Origin of the sequence: Janthinobacterium lividum (assembly GCF_034424625.1) — a bacterium.
GTDB lineage: Bacteria > Pseudomonadota > Gammaproteobacteria > Burkholderiales > Burkholderiaceae_D > Janthinobacterium > Janthinobacterium lividum.
In genome coordinates, this window is record NZ_CP139976.1 from 1,084,828 (window position 1) to 1,101,443 (window position 16,616).

Below are 16,616 nucleotides of genomic sequence, written 5' to 3' on the forward strand. Positions count from 1 at the left end.
CATGTTCTCCAAATCCATCAGCAGCGTTCTTGTTTCCACCCTGTTTGCCGCCGGCGCCGCGTCGGCCGCCGCCAGCGCTCCCTTGACCCTGGAAGTCTTCAACCCGGGCGAAGCGGCGATCTTCCCTGTCGCTTCCGTGCTGGTTGCGGGCAAGCATGACGCCGTGCTGATCGATGCGCAATTCTCGCGCGCCGAAGCGCAAAAGCTGGTGGAGAAGATCCGTGCCAGCGGCAAGAAACTGACGACCGTGTACATCAGCCACAGCGATCCCGATTTTTACTTTGGCCTCGACGTGATCAAGGCCGCTTTCCCGCAGGCGAAAATCGTTGCCACGCCGGAAACAGTCGCGGAAATCCGCCGCAAGGCCGACGCCAAGGTCGGCTACTGGGGTCCTATCCTGAAAGACAATGCGCCGAAAAGCATCGTCATTCCCGAAGCGTTGCAAGGCAAGCGCATCAGCCTGGAAGGCCAGTCGCTGGATATCGCCGGCCCGACGCCAGCGCGCACCTATGTGTGGATTCCATCGATCAAGGCCATCGTCGGCGGCGTGGTACTGTTTGGCAACCTGCACGTATGGACAGCCGATACGCAAAGCCTGCAATCGCGCCAGGACTGGCTCAAGACACTGGACGGCATCGCCGCCCTGAAACCCGTCACCGTCGTGCCCGGTCACTTCAAGGTGGGTTCGCCCCTGACGCCGGACAGCATCAGTTTTACGCGCGACTATCTGGTGACGTTTGAAGCGGAAACGGCCAAGGCCGCCAATTCGGCCGCCCTGATTGAAGCGATGAAAATGCGCTATCCGAAGCTGGGCCTTGATGGCGCCCTGGAAACGAGCGCCAAGGTGGCCAAGGGCGAAATGAAATGGTAAGCGGCAACAAGGAGTCAAGCATGCCCACACTGCATTACATTTTCGACCCCCTGTGCGGCTGGTGCTACGGCGCCGCGCCGCTGGTCGAGGCGGCGCGCGCCGTGCCCGGATTGACGCTGGCGTTTCACGGCGGCGGCATGATGACGGGCAGTAATCGCCGCCAGATTACGTCCGCCTGGCGCGGCTATGTGCTGCCGCATGACCGGCGCATCGAGCAATTGTCGGGCCAGCCGTTCGGCGACGCCTATATCGATGGCTTGCTGAACGACACGACGGCCATGCTGGATTCCGAACCGCCGATCACGGCCATCCTGGCGGCCGAATCGTTGGCTGGCAAGGGCCTGGACATGCTGCAGCGCGTGCAGCGCGCTCATTACGTGGACGGCTTGCGCATTGCCGACCTGCCCGTGCTGGTGACCTTGGCGCAAGAGCTGGGCATGGATGGGACGGCATTCCAGGCCGAGTATGCGCAACAGGCGGGCACTGCCACGCAACGGCATATCGATGCCAGCCGCGCCTTGCTGGCGCAGGTGGGCGGGCAGGGCTTTCCCACGTTCGTGCTCGACGATGGCAGCGGCACGCTGTCCGTGATCGATATCGGGGGCTTTTTGGGCCAGCCCGCGAAGTTGCAGGCGCAACTGGGTGGCGTGTGCGATGCGCAAAGGTGCGCATTGTAAATAGCTATCGATTCGATAAAATCAATTAACTTTTCCTTTATTGTTGACCTGGTTACACTGCTTCCATTAGTCAACAACGAAGGAAAAGCAGCATGAGCCAACAGCCGCCATTCAGTACCGCCTCGGGCATCCCCGTCGCCGACAACCAGAATTCCATCAGCGCCGGTCCCCGTGGCCCGCTGCTGCTGCAAGACTTCCACCTGATCGAAAAACTCCAGCATTTCAACCGCGAGCGCATCCCCGAGCGCGTGGTCCACGCAAAAGGTTCGGGCGCCTACGGCACCTTTACCGTCACGCACGACATTTCACGCTACACCAAGGCCAAGCTGTTCAGTGAAGTGGGCAAGCAGACGGCGACCTTTGCGCGCTTTTCCACCGTCGGCGGCGAACGCGGCAGTGCAGACACGGAACGCGACCCGCGCGGCTTCGCCGTGCGCTTCTATACGGAAGAGGGTAACTGGGACCTGGTCGGCAACAACACGCCCATGTTCTTCATCAAGGACCCGATCAAGTTCCCCGACTTCGTCCATACGCAAAAGCGCGATCCGCAAAGCAACCTGAAATCGGCCGAGATGATGTTCGATTTCTGGAGCCATGCGCCGGAAAGCCTGCACCAGGTCACCATGCTGTTCTCGGACCGCGGCACGCCGGACGGCTACCGCCACATGGATGGCTTCGGCAGCCACACGTATAGCCTGATCAATGCCGACGGCCAGCGCGTGTATGTGAAATGGCACTTCAAGACGCGCCAGGGCATCAGGAATCTGCCTGCCGCGGAAGCGGGCCGCCTGGCCGGCGCCGACCCCGATTACGCCCAGCGCGACCTGTTCGGTGCCATCGAACGCGGTGATTTCCCGCAGTGGGAAGTCAAGCTGCAGGTGGCGACGCAGGAGCAGCTCGATGCATGGGAGCAGCGCACGGGCTGGAACCCGTTCGACCTGACGAAAGTGTGGCCGCATGCGGACTTCCCGCTGCTGCCGGTAGGCATCTTCGAGCTGAACCGCAACCCGGACAATTACCACGCGGAGGTCGAGCAGGCGGCCTTTTCGCCGGCCAACGCCGTGCCGGGCATGGGATACTCGCCGGACAAGATGCTGCAAGGCCGGCTGTTCGCCTACCACGACGCCCAGCTGTACCGGGTCGGCACGAATCACCAGCATCTGCCCGTGAATGCGGCCCGCTGCCCCTTCCATAACCAGCAGCGCGACGGCGGCATGGCGATCCACAATGGCGGCGCGGCGCGCAACTATGCGAACGTGGCGGCGGCGGGCACGCAACCGCAAGGCCTGGGCCATGGCGAGGGGGCGCTGGCGCTCGATGGCGGCGCGGCGCGCTACGATGGGCGCGGCGTGGAAGACGATTACACGCAGGCCGGCAATCTGTTCCGCCTGATGTCCGCCCAGGCGAAGCAAAACCTGTTCGACAACCTGGCAGGACCGTTGAGCCAGGTACGTGCGGAAACCTTGCAGCGTCAGCTCGGTCACTTCGACCGGGCCGATGCCGCCTACGGCGCCGGCGTGCGCGCCGCCCTGCAGGCGCGTGGCGTGACCCTGTAAGCGTTTATTGCAGGCGGAACAAGCTGGTTCCGCCTGTTGTTGATCCAGCACAAATTAGAGATGAATACCAAATATTGCCGTATGGACATATTTGCCGCCCATGCGTAGACTTGTCGGTCTGATGATCGCGCAGCCTTCCCGGCGGCGTCCTGACTAGAAAGTCTTGCAATATGAATATGGCGAAGCTGTCGGTGCATGGGGACGACCCCACGCTCAAATCCATCCTTGAAGTCTTGCCCACCGATCCGGAACGGCAATGGCGCAAGGGCGAGGCGAAGGGCGCGGGCCGCGTGCATCTCGATTCCGGCTTCGAGGTGCTGATCGCGCAGGCATCCAAATCGCAAGTGTTGCCCTCACGCATACGCAGCTACCTGGCCGAATGCCGCTCGCGCGGCGTCAGCTTCAGCATGCCGCGCATCGTGGCCGAACTGCAACTGGAGTTGAATGGCGACGATACGCTCGATGCGCCGCTCGACCTCTCGCTGGCCGACATGCAGCACCTGACGGAAATGGGCATCAGCCTGAGTCTGGTAACGCGTTCCGCCGCAGCCTGATGAGCGCCTGACACTTAAAAAATGGCCACCTGTTCAGGGTGGCCATTTTTTGTCATGCTTCGGCGATGTCGACGGTGACCATATTGTCGTCCGGCTTGCGGTCGATCAGCTTGTTGTCGGGATCGATGCCCGCCTTGTCGGGGCGGCTGCCGACGATGACGGTATAGCTCGCTTCGCGCTTCGTCATGCGCAGGCGCTCGCGCAGCAGCGGATGGCCATTCGCGTCGTCGACGCCGATCTCGATCCAGTCGTGCAGGGGCGCGTCGTGTTCCTCGCCCTGTTCGCCGGCCGTCAATTTGCTCGCCTGCACCTTGATGGTGACGGCGTACTTGCCGTCGCTGCGTTTCGTGGCCGTGGCCGACAGGGCGCGGTTGTCGAACAGCACGATTTTCTCGAACAGGTCGTCGATCAGGTAAGCCTGCTCGGGCGGCGCGACCTGGCGCAAGCCGGCAATCAGGGCTGTCACGCTCGCATACGGCGGGCCTTTCTGGCCATAGGTCTTGAGCAAGTCGCGCAGCACGCCGTTGACCTTGTCTTCGCCGATGATGTCTTGCAGCAAGTACATGGCCAGGCTGCCCTTGTTGTAGTGGATATAGGCCTGGTTTTCATTCTCGGCCAGCGGCAATTCCTTCTTGCGCTCTTCGCTGCGCCCCATCAGGTATTGATTCAGGTCATAGCGCAGGAAGCGGCGCATCTTGGCCGGCCCCACGGTTTTCTTCATCACCATCAGGGCCGAATATTCGGCCAGGGTTTCGCTGAGCACGGTAGCGCCGCGCGTATTGCCGCCCACCAATTGATGCGCCCACCACTGATGCGCCACTTCATGCGCCGTGACGTAGAACGGATAATCGATATCTTTCGGGTTCTTGTCATCCACCTTGGCGATGAAGCCCAGCCCTTCCGAGTACGGTATCGTGTTCGGGAACGATTGCGCAAATGTGGCGTAGCGGGGGAACTCGACGATGCGCAGGATCTTGTGCTGGTAAGGGCCGAAGTTTTTCGTGTAGTACTCGAGCGCTTCCTTGCTGCCGCGCACGAAGCGGTCCAGATTGTATTCATGGCCCGGGTGGTAATACACGTCGATGGCCACGTCTTGCCAGCGCTCGTGCCTGACGGCGTAGCGGGCCGACTGGAACGCGTAGAAATTCAGGATCGGCTGCTCCATCGTGTAGTGGAAGTAATGGCGGCCCTTGGCGATCCAGTCGTTGTCCAGCATGCCAGGCGCGATGGCCGTCTGGCCGTCGACGGTGCTGACGGTGGCGTCAAAGTTGATGCGGTCGGCGTCGTTGCTGACGTAATTGTCGGCCAATCCCTTCGCATCGTCGCGCGGCAAGGCCCGTTCGCGCGCCGGCAAGCCGTGTTTCTTGCGGTCGCGCGGGTCTGTCAATTCCTGCTGCGCCTGGTAGCCGATGTGCGGCAGCACGGCATTCGTGAAGAAGGTGCCGTTGGCGACCACGGGCGTGTCCTGGCCCAGGCCGAAGATGCCGCGCGGCGCATAGCGGACGTCGAAATCGAGGCCCAGGGTAGCGCCCGGCGCCAGTGGCGCGGCCAGGCGGTAGCTGTAGAAGCCCAGCTTGCCATCATCGAGGCCGGGATGCACACGCGCGTCAAAACGCAGGCGCATGGTGGAGGTCGGGTCTTGCTGCACAAAAATGTGGCTGATCGGCAGGCTGGTCTTGTTTTGCAGCACATAGCGGCCCGTGACGGCGAGGGTGCGCTGCGCCGGATAGATGGCCACGTCGAGTTTCACGTCGGTGATTCTCGGCTGCGGCGTGGCGGCAAACTTGCGGTACTGGCGCTCGACACTGGCGCGGTCCGCATCGCGGGCGAATTCGGACTTGTAATCGTTGGCCACGTGGAAGACGTAGAACAGCACCGTGCCGGTGCCGAGGAAGAGCAGGGCGCCGCCGGCAAAGCTGGCCAGTACGCCGTGCGTCAGGCCATGGCGCGCCAGGCGCAGACGGATGCGCCAGCTATCCTGCGCGCCGCGGGGCCAGAACAGCAGGGACAGCACCGTCAGCATGACGGCCGCACCGCTCCAATACAGCAAGTACCAGCGCTCGCGTAACAGATAGTGGCCGGCGCCGTTCATGGCCGAATACACGAAGTCTGGTGTGTTGCCATACAGCAGCAGCGGGTCGCCCAGGCCCAGCGAGGAAAAGCTGATGCTGGCGATGTGGTACAGAATCATGGCGAAATACGCCAGGTACTTGTGGTTGATCAATACCTGCAAAAAGATGGCCAGCACGGCGATCAGCGCGTAGGACGGCAAGTGCGACAGGAACAGCGATTCCAGGTACAGGCCGGGGTCGAGGCGGTAATAGCCCTTGAAGATCTGAATCGACATGCCGCACAGCATGATGACCAGGCTCAGCAGTGCTTGCAGGCCGACCAGCGCAAACAGTTTCGACAGCAGGGGCAGCCAGTTCGGCACGGGCAGGGCGTCGAGCATCTGATACGTGCCCGCTTCCCGTTCGCGCCATACCAGCTCGCCCGCGTAGAAGGTGGTAATGATCAGCATGAACAGGGCGAACGAAGCGTTGACCATGTCCAGCACCTTTTCCGTCACCGGATAGGTATTTGTGCCGTAGATGGAGCCCATGTCCAGCGCGCCCGCATACATGGTCAGCACGCCGGCCAGCACGATGACGACAAAATAGATGTTCTTGATGGTTTCGCGCAGGTTCAGCCAGCTCATCTTGACGAGCAGGGCGGCCAGGCTGCGCTGCGCGAAGTCCGGTGTTTCCTGCGTGGACAGCGAGGCGCTCGACAGGCGCAGCGGGACGTCGCCCTCGCTGCGGCGCTTGCCGGCGCCCGCGTCCGTCGTGGCGTGGAACTGGAAGCGCCAGTAGCCGAGCAGCAATGCCACCAGGGCGAGGCCGGACCAGATGGCGCGGTTCAGCAGGTACACGCCTTCCAAGGTCACCAGGCGCGTGTTGCGCTCCGCGTTTGGCCAGTATTCCGTCAGGCGTATCAGCGCCGTCGTGCCGAAAGGATCGATCAGGGCGGCCAGGGTCTTGTAGTCGAGGTCGCGCGCCAGCGATGGGGCCACCAGGTAGCCGATCAGCATGACTACCGAGCTGATGTACACAGGCAGCATGCGCCGCGTCAGGGCCGCGATGACGAAGAAGATGGCGCCGAAGATGAACAGGTTGGGCAGCAGCGTAAACATATACGGCATCAGGTAGGCCAGCGCCCGTTGCGGCCCCAGCCGTTCCGGATCGATGCCGGGCAGCCAGGCGCCCAGCCAGGCACCGATGACGATGCTGGAAAACACCACGGCCAGCACCAGGTAGGCGCCGAGGAAGCGGCCGAAGACATACTGGTATTTCCTGATCGGCGCGCTGAAGAAGAAATGCTGCATGCCGTATTCGAAATCCTGCTGCACCGAGCGGCCCATCATGGCGGCTACCACCACGGCGCCGAAGCAGCCCAGCAGGCTGCACGTGAACGCCAGCGAGCGGGGCGCGTTGATCAGGAACTTGCCGCCGAAACTGATGCTCGCTTCCTTGAAGACGCCGCCGGCGGCAGCCATCCACAGCATGGCCAGCGCCAGAAACATGGCGAAATACACCCAGGTGGACAGCAGCTTGAGCCGCTGTCGCGCTTCAAAGCGGGCGATGGCAAGCATGGCCGTCCCCTTAGTCGCACTGCGGGGCGACGCGGTGGCGCCCGGCAATGGTGGCGAAATACAGGTCTTCCAGGTCGCCGATGGCTTCCTCGAAGCCGTCGCCCGGGTCGTCGTCGCTGTAGACGTGGATCAAGGTGCGGCCCGACAGCAAGCGCGTGGAAATGACGGCGTGACGCTGCTGGAAGCTGGCCAGCTCCTTCTTCTCGACGAAGCGCGCCCAGATCTTGCAGCTGACTTCGTCGATCAGTTCCTGGGTCTTGCCGCACAGTAGCAAATGGCCCTTGTTGATGATGGCCATGTTGGCGCACAGGTCAGCCACGTCGGACACGATGTGGGTCGACAGGATCACCGTCTTGTCTTCGCCGATGTCGGACAGCAGATTATGGAAGCGGACTCTTTCCTGCGGGTCGAGGCCGGCCGTCGGTTCGTCGACGATGATCAGTTTCGGGTCGCCCAGCAGGGCTTGCGCGATGCCGAAGCGCTGGCGCATGCCGCCGGAAAAGCTGCCCAGGCGCTGGTGGCGCACGTCGAACAGATTGGTTTGCTGCAACAGGCCATCGACGACCTCGCGCCGGCGCGCCCGCTGCGACAAGCCTTTCAAGGTGGCGAAGTGGTCGAGCAGCTCGTAGGCCGTCACTTTCGGGTACAGGCCGAAGTCTTGCGGCAGGTAGCCCAGCATGCGGCGGATCTCGTCCTTGTCGTCGAGCACGTCGTAGTCGCCGAAGAAGATGGAGCCGGAATCGCATTCCTGCAAGGTGGCCAGCGTGCGCATCAGGGTCGACTTGCCGGCGCCATTCGGGCCCAGCAAGCCAAACATCCCGGGCGGTATCGTCAGCGACACGTTATCCAGCGCCGCCACGCCATTCGCGTAGGTCTTCGACAATTTGCGAATCTGCAATTCCATACAACTCCTAACTCATGCGTTGCAGCCCGATGGTGCAGGGCTTCTCTATGCTGGCATTGTATTGAATTTAAGACGTACTGGGCAGTTACATGCGATACACGGCATTTTCGCGTGGCCAGAGTGCAGATGGGCGGGGTGGACGGCACCCCGCTTCACCCTGGCTGGCGTGTCTAGTTGCGGAACAATACGGATTCCCGGTTGAACCACCAGCGGCACAGCATCAGCAGGGCGCCCGCGATCACCGTGGTCGAGGCCAGGATCACGCCGAACATGCGGTAATCCATGGTGCCCTTGACCAGTTCCTTCATGGCCAGCGACACGTTGGTCAGCGGCACCATGGCCCACATCCAGTTCAGCTCGACGCCGGGCAGCATGGCCGCCACCGTGGGCAGGATGACGAACAGCATCAATGGCGTGATCATGCCGGCCGCTTCCTTGTAGCTTTTCGCGTAGATCGAGATCGACAGCAGCAGCGAGGCGAAGATGGCGGCTGTCGGCACCAGCATCAGGGTCACCATGGCCAGGTCGGGCAAGCCGATGCTGCGCACCATGACGGCCATGTTGCCTTCCAGCGAACTGCCGAAGATGGCCAGCAGGGCGCCCATGCTGCCCACCATCAGCACGGCCGAGGTCATGCCCACCGTAAACAGCACGAGGAACTTGGCCAGCACGATGGCGCTGCGCGGCACGGGCGCCAGCAGCAGGGTTTCCAGCGTGCCCCGTTCCTTTTCGCCGGCGCCCAGGTCGATGGCCGGGTACATGGCCGCCGTCAGGCACACCATCAGCAGCAGATAGGGCAGCATGCCGCCGACGATGGCGCCCATCTGCTCGCGTTCGTTGGCCGTCGATTGCTTGTCGAGCACGATAGGATTGAGGGCAAAGGCCAGTTGGGCCGGGCTCAGGTTCAGGGCCGACAGCGTCCCTTCGCGCAGGCTGGCGTTATAGGTTTCGACGATCTCGCGCACCCGCTGCTGGGTCACGTCGACAGTGCTGGCGCTGTTGTAGTGCAGCACCACCTTGGCTTGTTGCTGTTGCTGCAGCGCCTCTTCGAACCGGGGCGGAATGACGACGGCAAACTTGATGGTGTCGTCGCCGATGGCGCGGCGGATATCGCCCTCGCTGGCCAGCGGCACTTCGCGCAGGTTGTGCTGCTGGGTAAAACGCGCGCTCAAGCCCGGCGAATGGTCCTTGCCGAACAGCGTGTAGCGCATTTCCGCCGTCTTGGCATTCTTGAACATATTGTTCGAGACATAGGCGAAGCCGCCAAAGATCAGCGGCATGGCAAAGATGGGTATCAGGATGGTGAAGATCAGCGTCTTGCGGTCGCGCGTGAGTTCCAGCAACTCTTTCAGATAAATGGTCCACATGGCTCAGGCTCCCTGGTTGATGACGCTGACAAAGGCGTCGTACAAGTCCGCGCTGCCGCCCAGGTGGCGCAGTTCGTTGACCGTGCCATTGAAGGCGGTGGTGCCGCGGTTGATGATGCAGACGCGGTCGCACAGCTTTTCCACCTCGTGCAGGTGGTGCGTGGAAAAGATCAGCGGCACGCGCAGCGCCTTGTAGCTGGCGATGAAGTCGAGCAGGATCTTGGCCGACATCACGTCCAGGCCCGTCGTCGGTTCGTCGAGGATGACCACCTGCGGCTCGTGCACGACGGTGCGGGCGATCGCGCACTTCTGTTTCATGCCCGTCGACAACTGATCGGCCCGCTTGCCGCCGTATTCCTCCATCTGCAGAAGTGCAAACAGTTCGTCGCAGCGGCGTTTCAGCTTGTCGGCCGGCATGCCATGCAGGCGGCCGAAATATTCCACGTTCTCGCGCGCCGTCAGGCGGCCATACAGCCCCGTCGAGCCGGACAGGAAACCGATGCTCTGGCGCGCCACCAGCGGCTGGCGCAGCACGTCGACGCCGTTGACGAGGGCGCTGCCCGCGTCCGCTTGCAAGGCCGTCGACAGCAGGCGCAGGGTGGTGGTCTTGCCGGCGCCATTCGGGCCCAGCAGGCCCAGCACTTCGCCGGGGGCGCAGCTGAAACTGACGTCGCGTACGGCGTGAAACCAGCCTTCATGTTCGCGCGGATCGCTGACGTGCACGCCCTTGCCCTTATGGGGCGGCAGGCGAAAACGTTTTGCCAGGTGCTTGACTTCAATCATGTGCTTCATCCATTCGACGGTGAAGAACGAGAGTAGCATGCAAAAAATGTAACTTGCAAGGTGGAAATATCGTTTGGTCTATTGAAAAAAACAGCATCTTCATGCAAGCTGGCCCGGTGGGCGCCGGCGGACGGCGCGGGAGAGCGCAATGCAAACGATCGATCAGGCGATGCAGGACAAGGTACTGGCCGTGGCGCGCGCCGGCATGACCAGTGCCGAAGCCATCGGTTTCTTCCGCGTCAGCCTGGGGCTGTACTACCTGGCCGGCCTGATGACGGAGGAAACCCTCGATTTCAAGCAGATCGACGCGAAGTACAACCGGTTTATCTACCACTCGATAGGTGGCGGGCACAGCATCGCCAGCGTGCTGCAATTCATGAGCGGCGAGAAAGTCTTGCGCGTGCTGCAATCGGAGCGTTTTCGCGCCGCGTTTGCCGAATACTGCCCGGACATCCCCGTGGACAGCATTTCTTTCCTGATTTCACTGAACCTGGGCGTGGCGAAAAGCCTGTCGGGCCTGGATGCCGTCGGCCCCGTGGTGGACTGGATCGAGCAGGAAAAAGCGCGCACAAGTCAATAAAGCCCCGTACACCCTGCGCGCGGCGTGGGGACTGCTGGCCGCTATCGTCCTATAATTCATGCTTTACTACTCATGAGCATAGCCACGATGACCGCGAACCGCCATTTTGACCCCCTGGATCGTTTGATTGTTGGCGCCGACAAGGCCCTGCGCGTCATGGCGGGCGTGGCCTCGGCCTCGCGCCCCACGCCGGCCGCGCATGCGCCCGATGCGGAGCTGAGTCCGGCCGAGCAGCGCCACAGTGCCGGCTTGATGCGCGTCAACCATGTGGGCGAAGTGTGCGCACAAGCCCTGTACAACTCGCAGGCGCGCTATGCGCACAGCCCGGCCATCCGCGCCCAGTTCGACGAAGCGGGACGCGAAGAGGAAGACCACCTGGCATGGACGGCGCAGCGCCTGACGGAGCTGGGCTCGCGTCTGAGCCTGCTCAATCCCCTGTGGTATGCGGGTTCGTTTGCGCTGGGCACCATCGCCGCGCGCATGGGCGACGGCCGCAGCCTGGGTTTTGTGGTGGAAACGGAACGCCAGGTGGAAGCGCACCTGGCCAGTCACCTGGAAGAATTGCCGCCGCAGGACGCCAAGTCGCGCGCCATCGTCAAGCAGATGGCCATCGACGAAGTGGAGCACGGCGCCGCCGCCCAGCGGCTGGGCGCCATCGATACCCCGGCGCCCGTGAAGGCGTTGATGGGCATCATGGGGAAAGTGATGACAAAAACGGCGTATTACTTGTAGGTCGGATTAGGCCGCAGGCCGTAATCCGACAACATTGCTGGCGTCGGCGGTGTTGTCGGATTACGCGCTGGCGCGCTAATCCGACCTACTCTTCGATAATCTCGAAGGAATGGGTAATTTCCGCCGTCTTCGCCAGCATGATCGACGCCGAGCAATATTTGTCATGCGACAAGGCCACGGCCCGTTCCACGGCCGTCGGTTTCAGGGACTTGCCCCGCACGGTGAAGTGGAAGTGGATCTTGGTAAATACTTTCGGGTCGGTGTCGGCGCGGTCGGCCTTCAGGGTCACTTCGCAGCCGCTGACGGCTTCGCGCCCGCGTTTCAGGATCAGCACCACGTCATAGGCGGTGCAGCCGCCCGTGCCCAGCAAGACCATTTCCATGGGGCGTGGCGCCAGGTTGTGGCCGCCGCCATCGGGCGCGCCATCCATGGTCACCAGGTGGCCGGAACCCGTTTCTGCCCGAAAACTCATGCCCGACGGGCCATTCCAGCTGACTTTGCATTCCATCGTACTCTCCGAAAATTGTAAGCGTTTTGTATTGTAATAGAGGAATGCCTGTCCATGTGCCGCCCGCCGGCCCGCAGCCGGCCTCGATTGCGGCTTGACGCGGCAAGGCAAAGCCGCTTATACTTGTCGGCTTTCCGTTCGCTCAGGAAAAGTAAATAAGGCAGAGTCCGCACGGCAGCATCGGCGGAACCACCATTTGAGCGTGTAATCTATTAGGAAGTCAACATGAAAACATTTTCCGCTAAAGGACATGAAGTCCAGCGCGATTGGTTCGTGGTTGACGCGACGGACAAAGTCCTCGGACGTGTTGCCAGCGAAGTGGCACTCCGACTGCGCGGCAAACACAAACCAGAATTTACTCCTCACGTCGATACCGGCGACTTCATCGTCGTCATCAACGCAGGCAAACTGCGTGTGACCGGTACCAAAGCTACTGAGAAAATTTACTACCGTCACTCTGGCTATCCAGGCGGCATCTACGAAACCAACTTCCAGAAAATGCAACAGCGTTTTCCAGGTCGCGCGCTTGAGAAAGCGGTCAAAGGCATGCTGCCTAAAGGCCCACTCGGCTACGCAATGATCAAGAAGCTGAAAGTGTACGCGGAAGGTTCCCATCCGCACGCTGCTCAGCAACCTAAAGCACTTGTTCTCTAAGGAACTGACATGATCGGTAATTACAATTATGGAACCGGCCGTCGCAAAAGTGCAGTGGCTCGGGTTTTTATCAAAGTTGGCACAGGCTTGATCGTTGTTAACGGCAAACCAGCAAACGAATACTTTTCGCGCGAAACGGGTCTGATGGTCATCCGTCAACCACTGGAACTGACCGGCAATGTCGAGCGTTTCGACATCAAAGTCAACGTCCATGGCGGCGGTGAGTCGGGCCAGGCTGGTGCAGTTCGTCACGGCATCACCCGCGCTCTGATCGACTACGATGCAGCGTTGAAACCGGAACTGGCGAAAGCCGGCTTCGTGACCCGCGATGCACGTGAAGTCGAGCGTAAAAAAGTTGGTCTGCGCAAAGCACGTCGCGCAAAGCAATTCTCGAAGCGTTAATTTCTACGCTACAGCACCTTCCGGGGTGCTGGTCGAAAAGCCGCTGGACTTCGGTCCCGCGGCTTTTTTGCATTTCAGCGGGATGCGCCGTTGCGCTGTAAAATACGCGAAAACCCGCAGGGGTAGCGTTTCCCCTCTTCTTTATGCAATCTTATGCAATCTATACACAAGGAAAGAACATGATCAAAGTTGGCATCGTCGGCGGCACTGGATACACGGGCGTGGAGTTGCTGCGCTTGCTCGCTACCCATCCAGATGTCGAGTTGACGGCGATTACCTCGCGCAAGGAAGATGGCTTGCCCGTTGCCGACATGTATCCTTCCCTGCGTGGTCACGTCAAGCTGGCGTTTTCCTCGCCGGACAAGGCGAATCTGGAACAGTGCGACGTGGTCTTCTTTGCCACCCCGCATGGCGTTGCCATGGCGCAAGCACCAGCCTTGCTGGCCGCCGGCGTGAAAGTCATCGACCTGGCTGCCGATTTCCGCCTGAAAGACCAGGCCAAGTTCGAGCAGTGGTACAAGATTCCCCATACGGCTCCCGAGCTGATCGAACAGGCCGTATATGGCTTGCCGGAACTGAACCGCGAAGACATCAAGCAAGCCAAGCTGATCGCCAACCCCGGTTGCTACCCGACCACCATGCAGCTGGGCTTTTACCCGCTGCTCAAGGCGGGCCTGGTCAACGCGGGCGGCTTGATCGCCGACTGCAAGTCGGGCGTGTCGGGCGCCGGCCGCAAGGCGGAAATCGGCATCCTGTTTTCGGAAAGCAGCGACAGTTTCAAGGCCTACGGCGTGGCCGGCCACCGCCACCTGCCGGAAACGACGGCGCAATTGCAGCGTTTCACGGATGAGAAAGTGGCGCTGACCTTCACGCCGCACCTGGTGCCGATGATCCGCGGCATGCATTCGACCCTCTACGCGCAGCTGAACAAGGATGTCAGCAATGAAGAATTGCAAGCCTTGTTCGAAGCGCAATACAAGGATGAGCCTTTCGTCGACGTGATGCCGTTCGGTTCGCACCCGGAAACCCGCTCCACGCGCGGCTCGAACATGCTGCGCCTGGCCTTGCACCGCCCTGAAGGCGGCAATACCGTCATCGTGCTGGTGGTGCAGGACAATCTGGTCAAGGGCGCGTCGGGCCAGGCCGTGCAGTGCATGAACTTGATGTTTGGCTTGAAAGAAACGGCCGGTTTGCAACACATCGCCCTGCTGCCGTAATTATCGGCGCCGCTGCTTGCGCGGGTCCGGCGCCTTTTTGCCGGACCTGTGATAAATTGGACTGCCACGTACCCCGACAGGATGACGTTCATGTTCGAGCGCAATGCGAAAAACCCCATCGACACCCTGATCGGCGCTTCCACGCGGATCGAGGGCGACCTGCTGTTTTGCGGCGGCTTGCGCATCGATGGCCATGTGCGCGGCAACGTCTCGGGCGAGCCGGGCGAGCCCACGTATGTGGTGCTGGGCGAAGCGGGCCGCATCGATGGCGAAGTGCGCTGTTCGAGCCTGGTCGTCAGCGGCGAGATCAATGGCCCCGTGTATGTGTCGGAAATGCTTGAAATCCAGCCAAAAGCCCGCATTGTAGGAGAGGTCTATTACAAAGTGCTGGAAATGCACAGCGGCGCATTGGTGCAAGGCAAGCTGAGTCGCCACGACAGCGCCGATCCCGTGCTGCACCTGGCCGTATCGGAAATGTGAGCAGGAACAACACCGTCCAGCCGCATCAGCGGCGGCCGCAGCGCGAGTTGCGCCAACAGTCTATAATGACTTAATGTTTTCTAGTAGGAGTGCCTGATATGAATGCCGTCGCTGAAATGCAAGATGTGATCCCTTCCCCTATTATCTTTACCGATAGCGCCGCCGAAAAAGTCGCGCAGCTGATCGAAGAAGAAGGCAATCCCGACCTGAAATTGCGCGTGTTCGTGCAGGGTGGCGGCTGCTCCGGTTTCCAGTATGGCTTCACCTTCGATGAAATCGTCAACGAAGATGACACCACCATGGTCAAGAACGGCGTCCAGCTGTTGATCGATTCCATGAGCTACCAGTACCTGGTCGGCGCGGAAATCGACTACAAGGATGACCTGGAAGGCGCGCAGTTCGTGATCAAAAACCCAACTGCGACGTCCACCTGCGGCTGCGGTTCGTCTTTCTCCGTTTAAGCACTAAACTGGGCAAGCAAGACAATAGCGGATCTTCGATCCGCTATTTGTGTTTCTACGCCGGCTCAGCGCGGATACAGCGCCCCCAGTACGCGTAAGCCCTGCGCACCCGTCACGGCCGGCAAGTTGCCCGGCTTGCGCTGGTTAAAACGCCAGGCCAGCCAGGCAAAGGCCAGCGCCTCGACCTGGCTGGGCGCCACGCCCAATGCTGCCGTCGATGCCACCGCCATGCCCGGCAATTCACGGGCCAGCGCCGCCATCAGGCTGGCGTTCTGCGCGCCGCCGCCACACACATACACGGTTTCCGCCCGTGCGCCGTCGCGCACGATGGCGTGCGCCAGGCTGGCGGCCGTCAGCTGGGTCAGGGTCGCCTGCACGTCGGCTGGCCTGGCTTGCGGATAGCTGGCCAGCTTGGCGCCCAGCCAGTCGGCATGGAACAGGTCGCGTCCCGTGCTTTTTGGTGCAGGCAAGTCAAAATAGGGATCGTTGAGCAATTCTGCCAGCAGGGCAGGGATGACCTGGCCCGTGGCAGCCCAGGCACCGTCGGCGTCGTAGGGCTGGCCCAGGTGCTGCAAGACCCAGCCATCCATCAATGCATTGCCGGGACCCGTGTCGTAGCCCGTCACCGTGCCGTCCGCGTGCAGTACGCTGATATTGCCGATGCCGCCGATATTGGCCAGCACGCGCGTGTGGCCCGGCAGATTGAAGATGGCCTGGTGGAAGGCGGGCACCAGCGGCGCGCCCTGGCCGCCGGCCGCCACGTCGCGGCTGCGCAAGTCGGCGATGACGTCGATGCCCGTCAGTTCGGCCAGCAGGGCCGGGTTGTTCAGCTGACGCGTAAAGCCCAGCTCCGGGCGGTGGCGGATGGTCTGGCCATGCGCACCGATGGCAGCGATGGCGTCCGGGACTATGCCCGCGTTGCTCAGAAGCATGGCGACGCAATCGGCGTAATGGCGCACGAGTCGGTTTGCCGCCAGCGCTTCGCGTTCGATTTCATTCTGGCCCGCACTTTGCAGCGCCATCAGGTCGGCGCGCAGGCTGGCGGGAAAGGGAATGTACGCGTCGCCCAGGCTGCGCGTGCCCTCGTCGGAAAAGTCGACCAGCGCACCGTCGACGCCATCGAGACTGGTGCCTGACATTAAACCGATATACAGCATGGGGTATTCCTTGAATGCGTCAGTGGTGAGGTGCATTGTGCCGCATTTGTGCCGGCCGCAGAAGCGCACGGGGAAAAACAAA

17 protein-coding genes are annotated in these 16,616 nt (G+C 61.6%); 11 read left to right on the plus strand and 6 right to left on the minus strand.

What is annotated here, in order from left to right:
- The first annotated feature begins 1 nt into the window (after nt 1).
- From U0004_RS04860 to U0004_RS04875, 4 genes are all read left to right on the plus strand, one after another.
- Nucleotides 2–871, plus strand: coding sequence for an MBL fold metallo-hydrolase (locus tag U0004_RS04860; RefSeq protein ID WP_070253831.1), 870 nt, complete (start codon nt 2–4; stop codon nt 869–871).
- Nucleotides 872–891: 20 nt separating this feature from the next.
- Nucleotides 892–1,548, plus strand: a complete 657-nt coding sequence (locus U0004_RS04865; protein ID WP_070253830.1) for a DsbA family protein — start codon at nt 892–894, stop codon at nt 1,546–1,548.
- 92 nt (nt 1,549–1,640) lie between these two features.
- Complete coding sequence (locus tag U0004_RS04870; protein ID WP_070253829.1) at nt 1,641–3,104, plus strand: catalase; 1,464 nt, start codon at nt 1,641–1,643, stop codon at nt 3,102–3,104.
- Between the two features lie 170 nt (nt 3,105–3,274).
- Entirely contained in the window at nt 3,275–3,658 is a 384-nt protein-coding gene (locus U0004_RS04875) for a hypothetical protein (RefSeq protein ID WP_070253828.1), read from the plus strand.
- A gap of 52 nt (nt 3,659–3,710) precedes the next feature.
- Here U0004_RS04875 and U0004_RS04880 read toward each other — a convergent pair whose 3' ends face one another.
- From U0004_RS04880 to U0004_RS04895, 4 genes are all read right to left on the minus strand, one after another.
- The gene (locus tag U0004_RS04880; RefSeq protein WP_070253858.1) at nt 3,711–7,289 is read right to left on the minus strand and encodes an ABC transporter permease/M1 family aminopeptidase; all 3,579 of its coding nucleotides are present in this window, start codon (nt 7,287–7,289) and stop codon (nt 3,711–3,713) included.
- A gap of 10 nt (nt 7,290–7,299) precedes the next feature.
- On the minus strand, nt 7,300–8,193 hold the full coding sequence (locus tag U0004_RS04885) for an ABC transporter ATP-binding protein (protein ID WP_034784750.1): 894 nt from the start codon (nt 8,191–8,193) through the stop codon (nt 7,300–7,302).
- Between the two features lie 170 nt (nt 8,194–8,363).
- Nucleotides 8,364–9,560, minus strand: coding sequence for an ABC transporter permease (locus U0004_RS04890; protein ID WP_034784752.1), 1,197 nt, complete (start codon nt 9,558–9,560; stop codon nt 8,364–8,366).
- A gap of 3 nt (nt 9,561–9,563) precedes the next feature.
- Nucleotides 9,564–10,343: an ABC transporter ATP-binding protein gene (locus tag U0004_RS04895; RefSeq protein ID WP_070253857.1), complete on the minus strand. Its 780-nt coding sequence runs from the start codon at nt 10,341–10,343 to the stop codon at nt 9,564–9,566.
- Nucleotides 10,344–10,491: 148 nt separating this feature from the next.
- On the opposite strand from U0004_RS04895, the gene U0004_RS04900 reads away from it, so the two are divergent.
- Both U0004_RS04900 and coq7 read left to right on the plus strand, forming a co-directional pair.
- Nucleotides 10,492–10,923, plus strand: a complete 432-nt coding sequence (locus U0004_RS04900) for a hypothetical protein (RefSeq protein WP_034784755.1) — start codon at nt 10,492–10,494, stop codon at nt 10,921–10,923.
- An 87-nt stretch (nt 10,924–11,010) separates the two neighbouring features.
- Nucleotides 11,011–11,655 carry a 2-polyprenyl-3-methyl-6-methoxy-1,4-benzoquinone monooxygenase gene (coq7, locus tag U0004_RS04905; RefSeq protein WP_070253827.1) on the plus strand — a complete coding sequence of 215 codons (645 nt, stop codon included), beginning with the start codon at nt 11,011–11,013 and terminating at the stop codon, nt 11,653–11,655.
- Between the two features lie 85 nt (nt 11,656–11,740).
- Here coq7 and U0004_RS04910 read toward each other — a convergent pair whose 3' ends face one another.
- Nucleotides 11,741–12,163 carry an OsmC family protein gene (locus U0004_RS04910; RefSeq protein WP_070253826.1) on the minus strand — a complete coding sequence of 141 codons (423 nt, stop codon included), beginning with the start codon at nt 12,161–12,163 and terminating at the stop codon, nt 11,741–11,743.
- A gap of 225 nt (nt 12,164–12,388) precedes the next feature.
- On the opposite strand from U0004_RS04910, the gene rplM reads away from it, so the two are divergent.
- The 5 genes from rplM to erpA all read left to right on the plus strand — a co-directional run bounded on the left by rplM (nt 12,389) and on the right by erpA (nt 15,377).
- Complete coding sequence (rplM, locus tag U0004_RS04915) at nt 12,389–12,817, plus strand: 50S ribosomal protein L13 (RefSeq protein ID WP_010393282.1); 429 nt, start codon at nt 12,389–12,391, stop codon at nt 12,815–12,817.
- Nucleotides 12,818–12,826: 9 nt separating this feature from the next.
- Entirely contained in the window at nt 12,827–13,219 is a 393-nt protein-coding gene (rpsI, locus tag U0004_RS04920) for a 30S ribosomal protein S9 (RefSeq protein ID WP_010393285.1), read from the plus strand.
- A 179-nt stretch (nt 13,220–13,398) separates the two neighbouring features.
- A complete protein-coding gene (gene argC, locus U0004_RS04925) occupies nt 13,399–14,436 on the plus strand; it encodes an N-acetyl-gamma-glutamyl-phosphate reductase (RefSeq protein ID WP_070253825.1) in 1,038 nt (345 codons plus the stop codon).
- A gap of 90 nt (nt 14,437–14,526) precedes the next feature.
- Nucleotides 14,527–14,916 carry a bactofilin family protein gene (locus U0004_RS04930; protein WP_070253824.1) on the plus strand — a complete coding sequence of 130 codons (390 nt, stop codon included), beginning with the start codon at nt 14,527–14,529 and terminating at the stop codon, nt 14,914–14,916.
- A 98-nt stretch (nt 14,917–15,014) separates the two neighbouring features.
- Nucleotides 15,015–15,377, plus strand: coding sequence for an iron-sulfur cluster insertion protein ErpA (gene erpA / locus U0004_RS04935; protein WP_029496047.1), 363 nt, complete (start codon nt 15,015–15,017; stop codon nt 15,375–15,377).
- Between the two features lie 65 nt (nt 15,378–15,442).
- Here the strand turns inward: erpA and U0004_RS04940 are convergent, their stop codons facing one another.
- Nucleotides 15,443–16,534, minus strand: a complete 1,092-nt coding sequence (locus U0004_RS04940) for an anhydro-N-acetylmuramic acid kinase (RefSeq protein ID WP_070253856.1) — start codon at nt 16,532–16,534, stop codon at nt 15,443–15,445.
- Nucleotides 16,535–16,616: the final 82 nt, after the last annotated feature.

Excerpts from the sequence above, each read along its gene's own strand:
- U0004_RS04940 (WP_070253856.1), bottom strand. The coding sequence starts at position 16,534 with ATGCTGTATATCGGTTTAATGTCAGGCACCAGTCTCGATGGCGTCGAC.
- U0004_RS04930 (WP_070253824.1), top strand. The coding sequence starts at position 14,527 with ATGTTCGAGCGCAATGCGAAAAACCCCATCGACACCCTGATCGGCGCT.
- U0004_RS04900 (WP_034784755.1), top strand. The coding sequence starts at position 10,492 with ATGCAAACGATCGATCAGGCGATGCAGGACAAGGTACTGGCCGTGGCG.
- rplM (WP_010393282.1), top strand. The coding sequence starts at position 12,389 with ATGAAAACATTTTCCGCTAAAGGACATGAAGTCCAGCGCGATTGGTTC.
- U0004_RS04875 (WP_070253828.1), top strand. The coding sequence starts at position 3,275 with ATGAATATGGCGAAGCTGTCGGTGCATGGGGACGACCCCACGCTCAAA.
- U0004_RS04885 (WP_034784750.1), bottom strand. The coding sequence starts at position 8,193 with ATGGAATTGCAGATTCGCAAATTGTCGAAGACCTACGCGAATGGCGTG.
- U0004_RS04880 (WP_070253858.1), bottom strand. The coding sequence starts at position 7,289 with ATGCTTGCCATCGCCCGCTTTGAAGCGCGACAGCGGCTCAAGCTGCTG.
- U0004_RS04895 (WP_070253857.1), bottom strand. The coding sequence starts at position 10,343 with ATGATTGAAGTCAAGCACCTGGCAAAACGTTTTCGCCTGCCGCCCCAT.
- U0004_RS04870 (WP_070253829.1), top strand. The coding sequence starts at position 1,641 with ATGAGCCAACAGCCGCCATTCAGTACCGCCTCGGGCATCCCCGTCGCC.
- erpA (WP_029496047.1), top strand. The coding sequence starts at position 15,015 with ATGAATGCCGTCGCTGAAATGCAAGATGTGATCCCTTCCCCTATTATC.
- rpsI (WP_010393285.1), top strand. The coding sequence starts at position 12,827 with ATGATCGGTAATTACAATTATGGAACCGGCCGTCGCAAAAGTGCAGTG.
- coq7 (WP_070253827.1), top strand. The coding sequence starts at position 11,011 with ATGACCGCGAACCGCCATTTTGACCCCCTGGATCGTTTGATTGTTGGC.
- U0004_RS04910 (WP_070253826.1), bottom strand. The coding sequence starts at position 12,163 with ATGGAATGCAAAGTCAGCTGGAATGGCCCGTCGGGCATGAGTTTTCGG.
- argC (WP_070253825.1), top strand. The coding sequence starts at position 13,399 with ATGATCAAAGTTGGCATCGTCGGCGGCACTGGATACACGGGCGTGGAG.
- U0004_RS04860 (WP_070253831.1), top strand. The coding sequence starts at position 2 with ATGTTCTCCAAATCCATCAGCAGCGTTCTTGTTTCCACCCTGTTTGCC.
- U0004_RS04865 (WP_070253830.1), top strand. The coding sequence starts at position 892 with ATGCCCACACTGCATTACATTTTCGACCCCCTGTGCGGCTGGTGCTAC.
- U0004_RS04890 (WP_034784752.1), bottom strand. The coding sequence starts at position 9,560 with ATGTGGACCATTTATCTGAAAGAGTTGCTGGAACTCACGCGCGACCGC.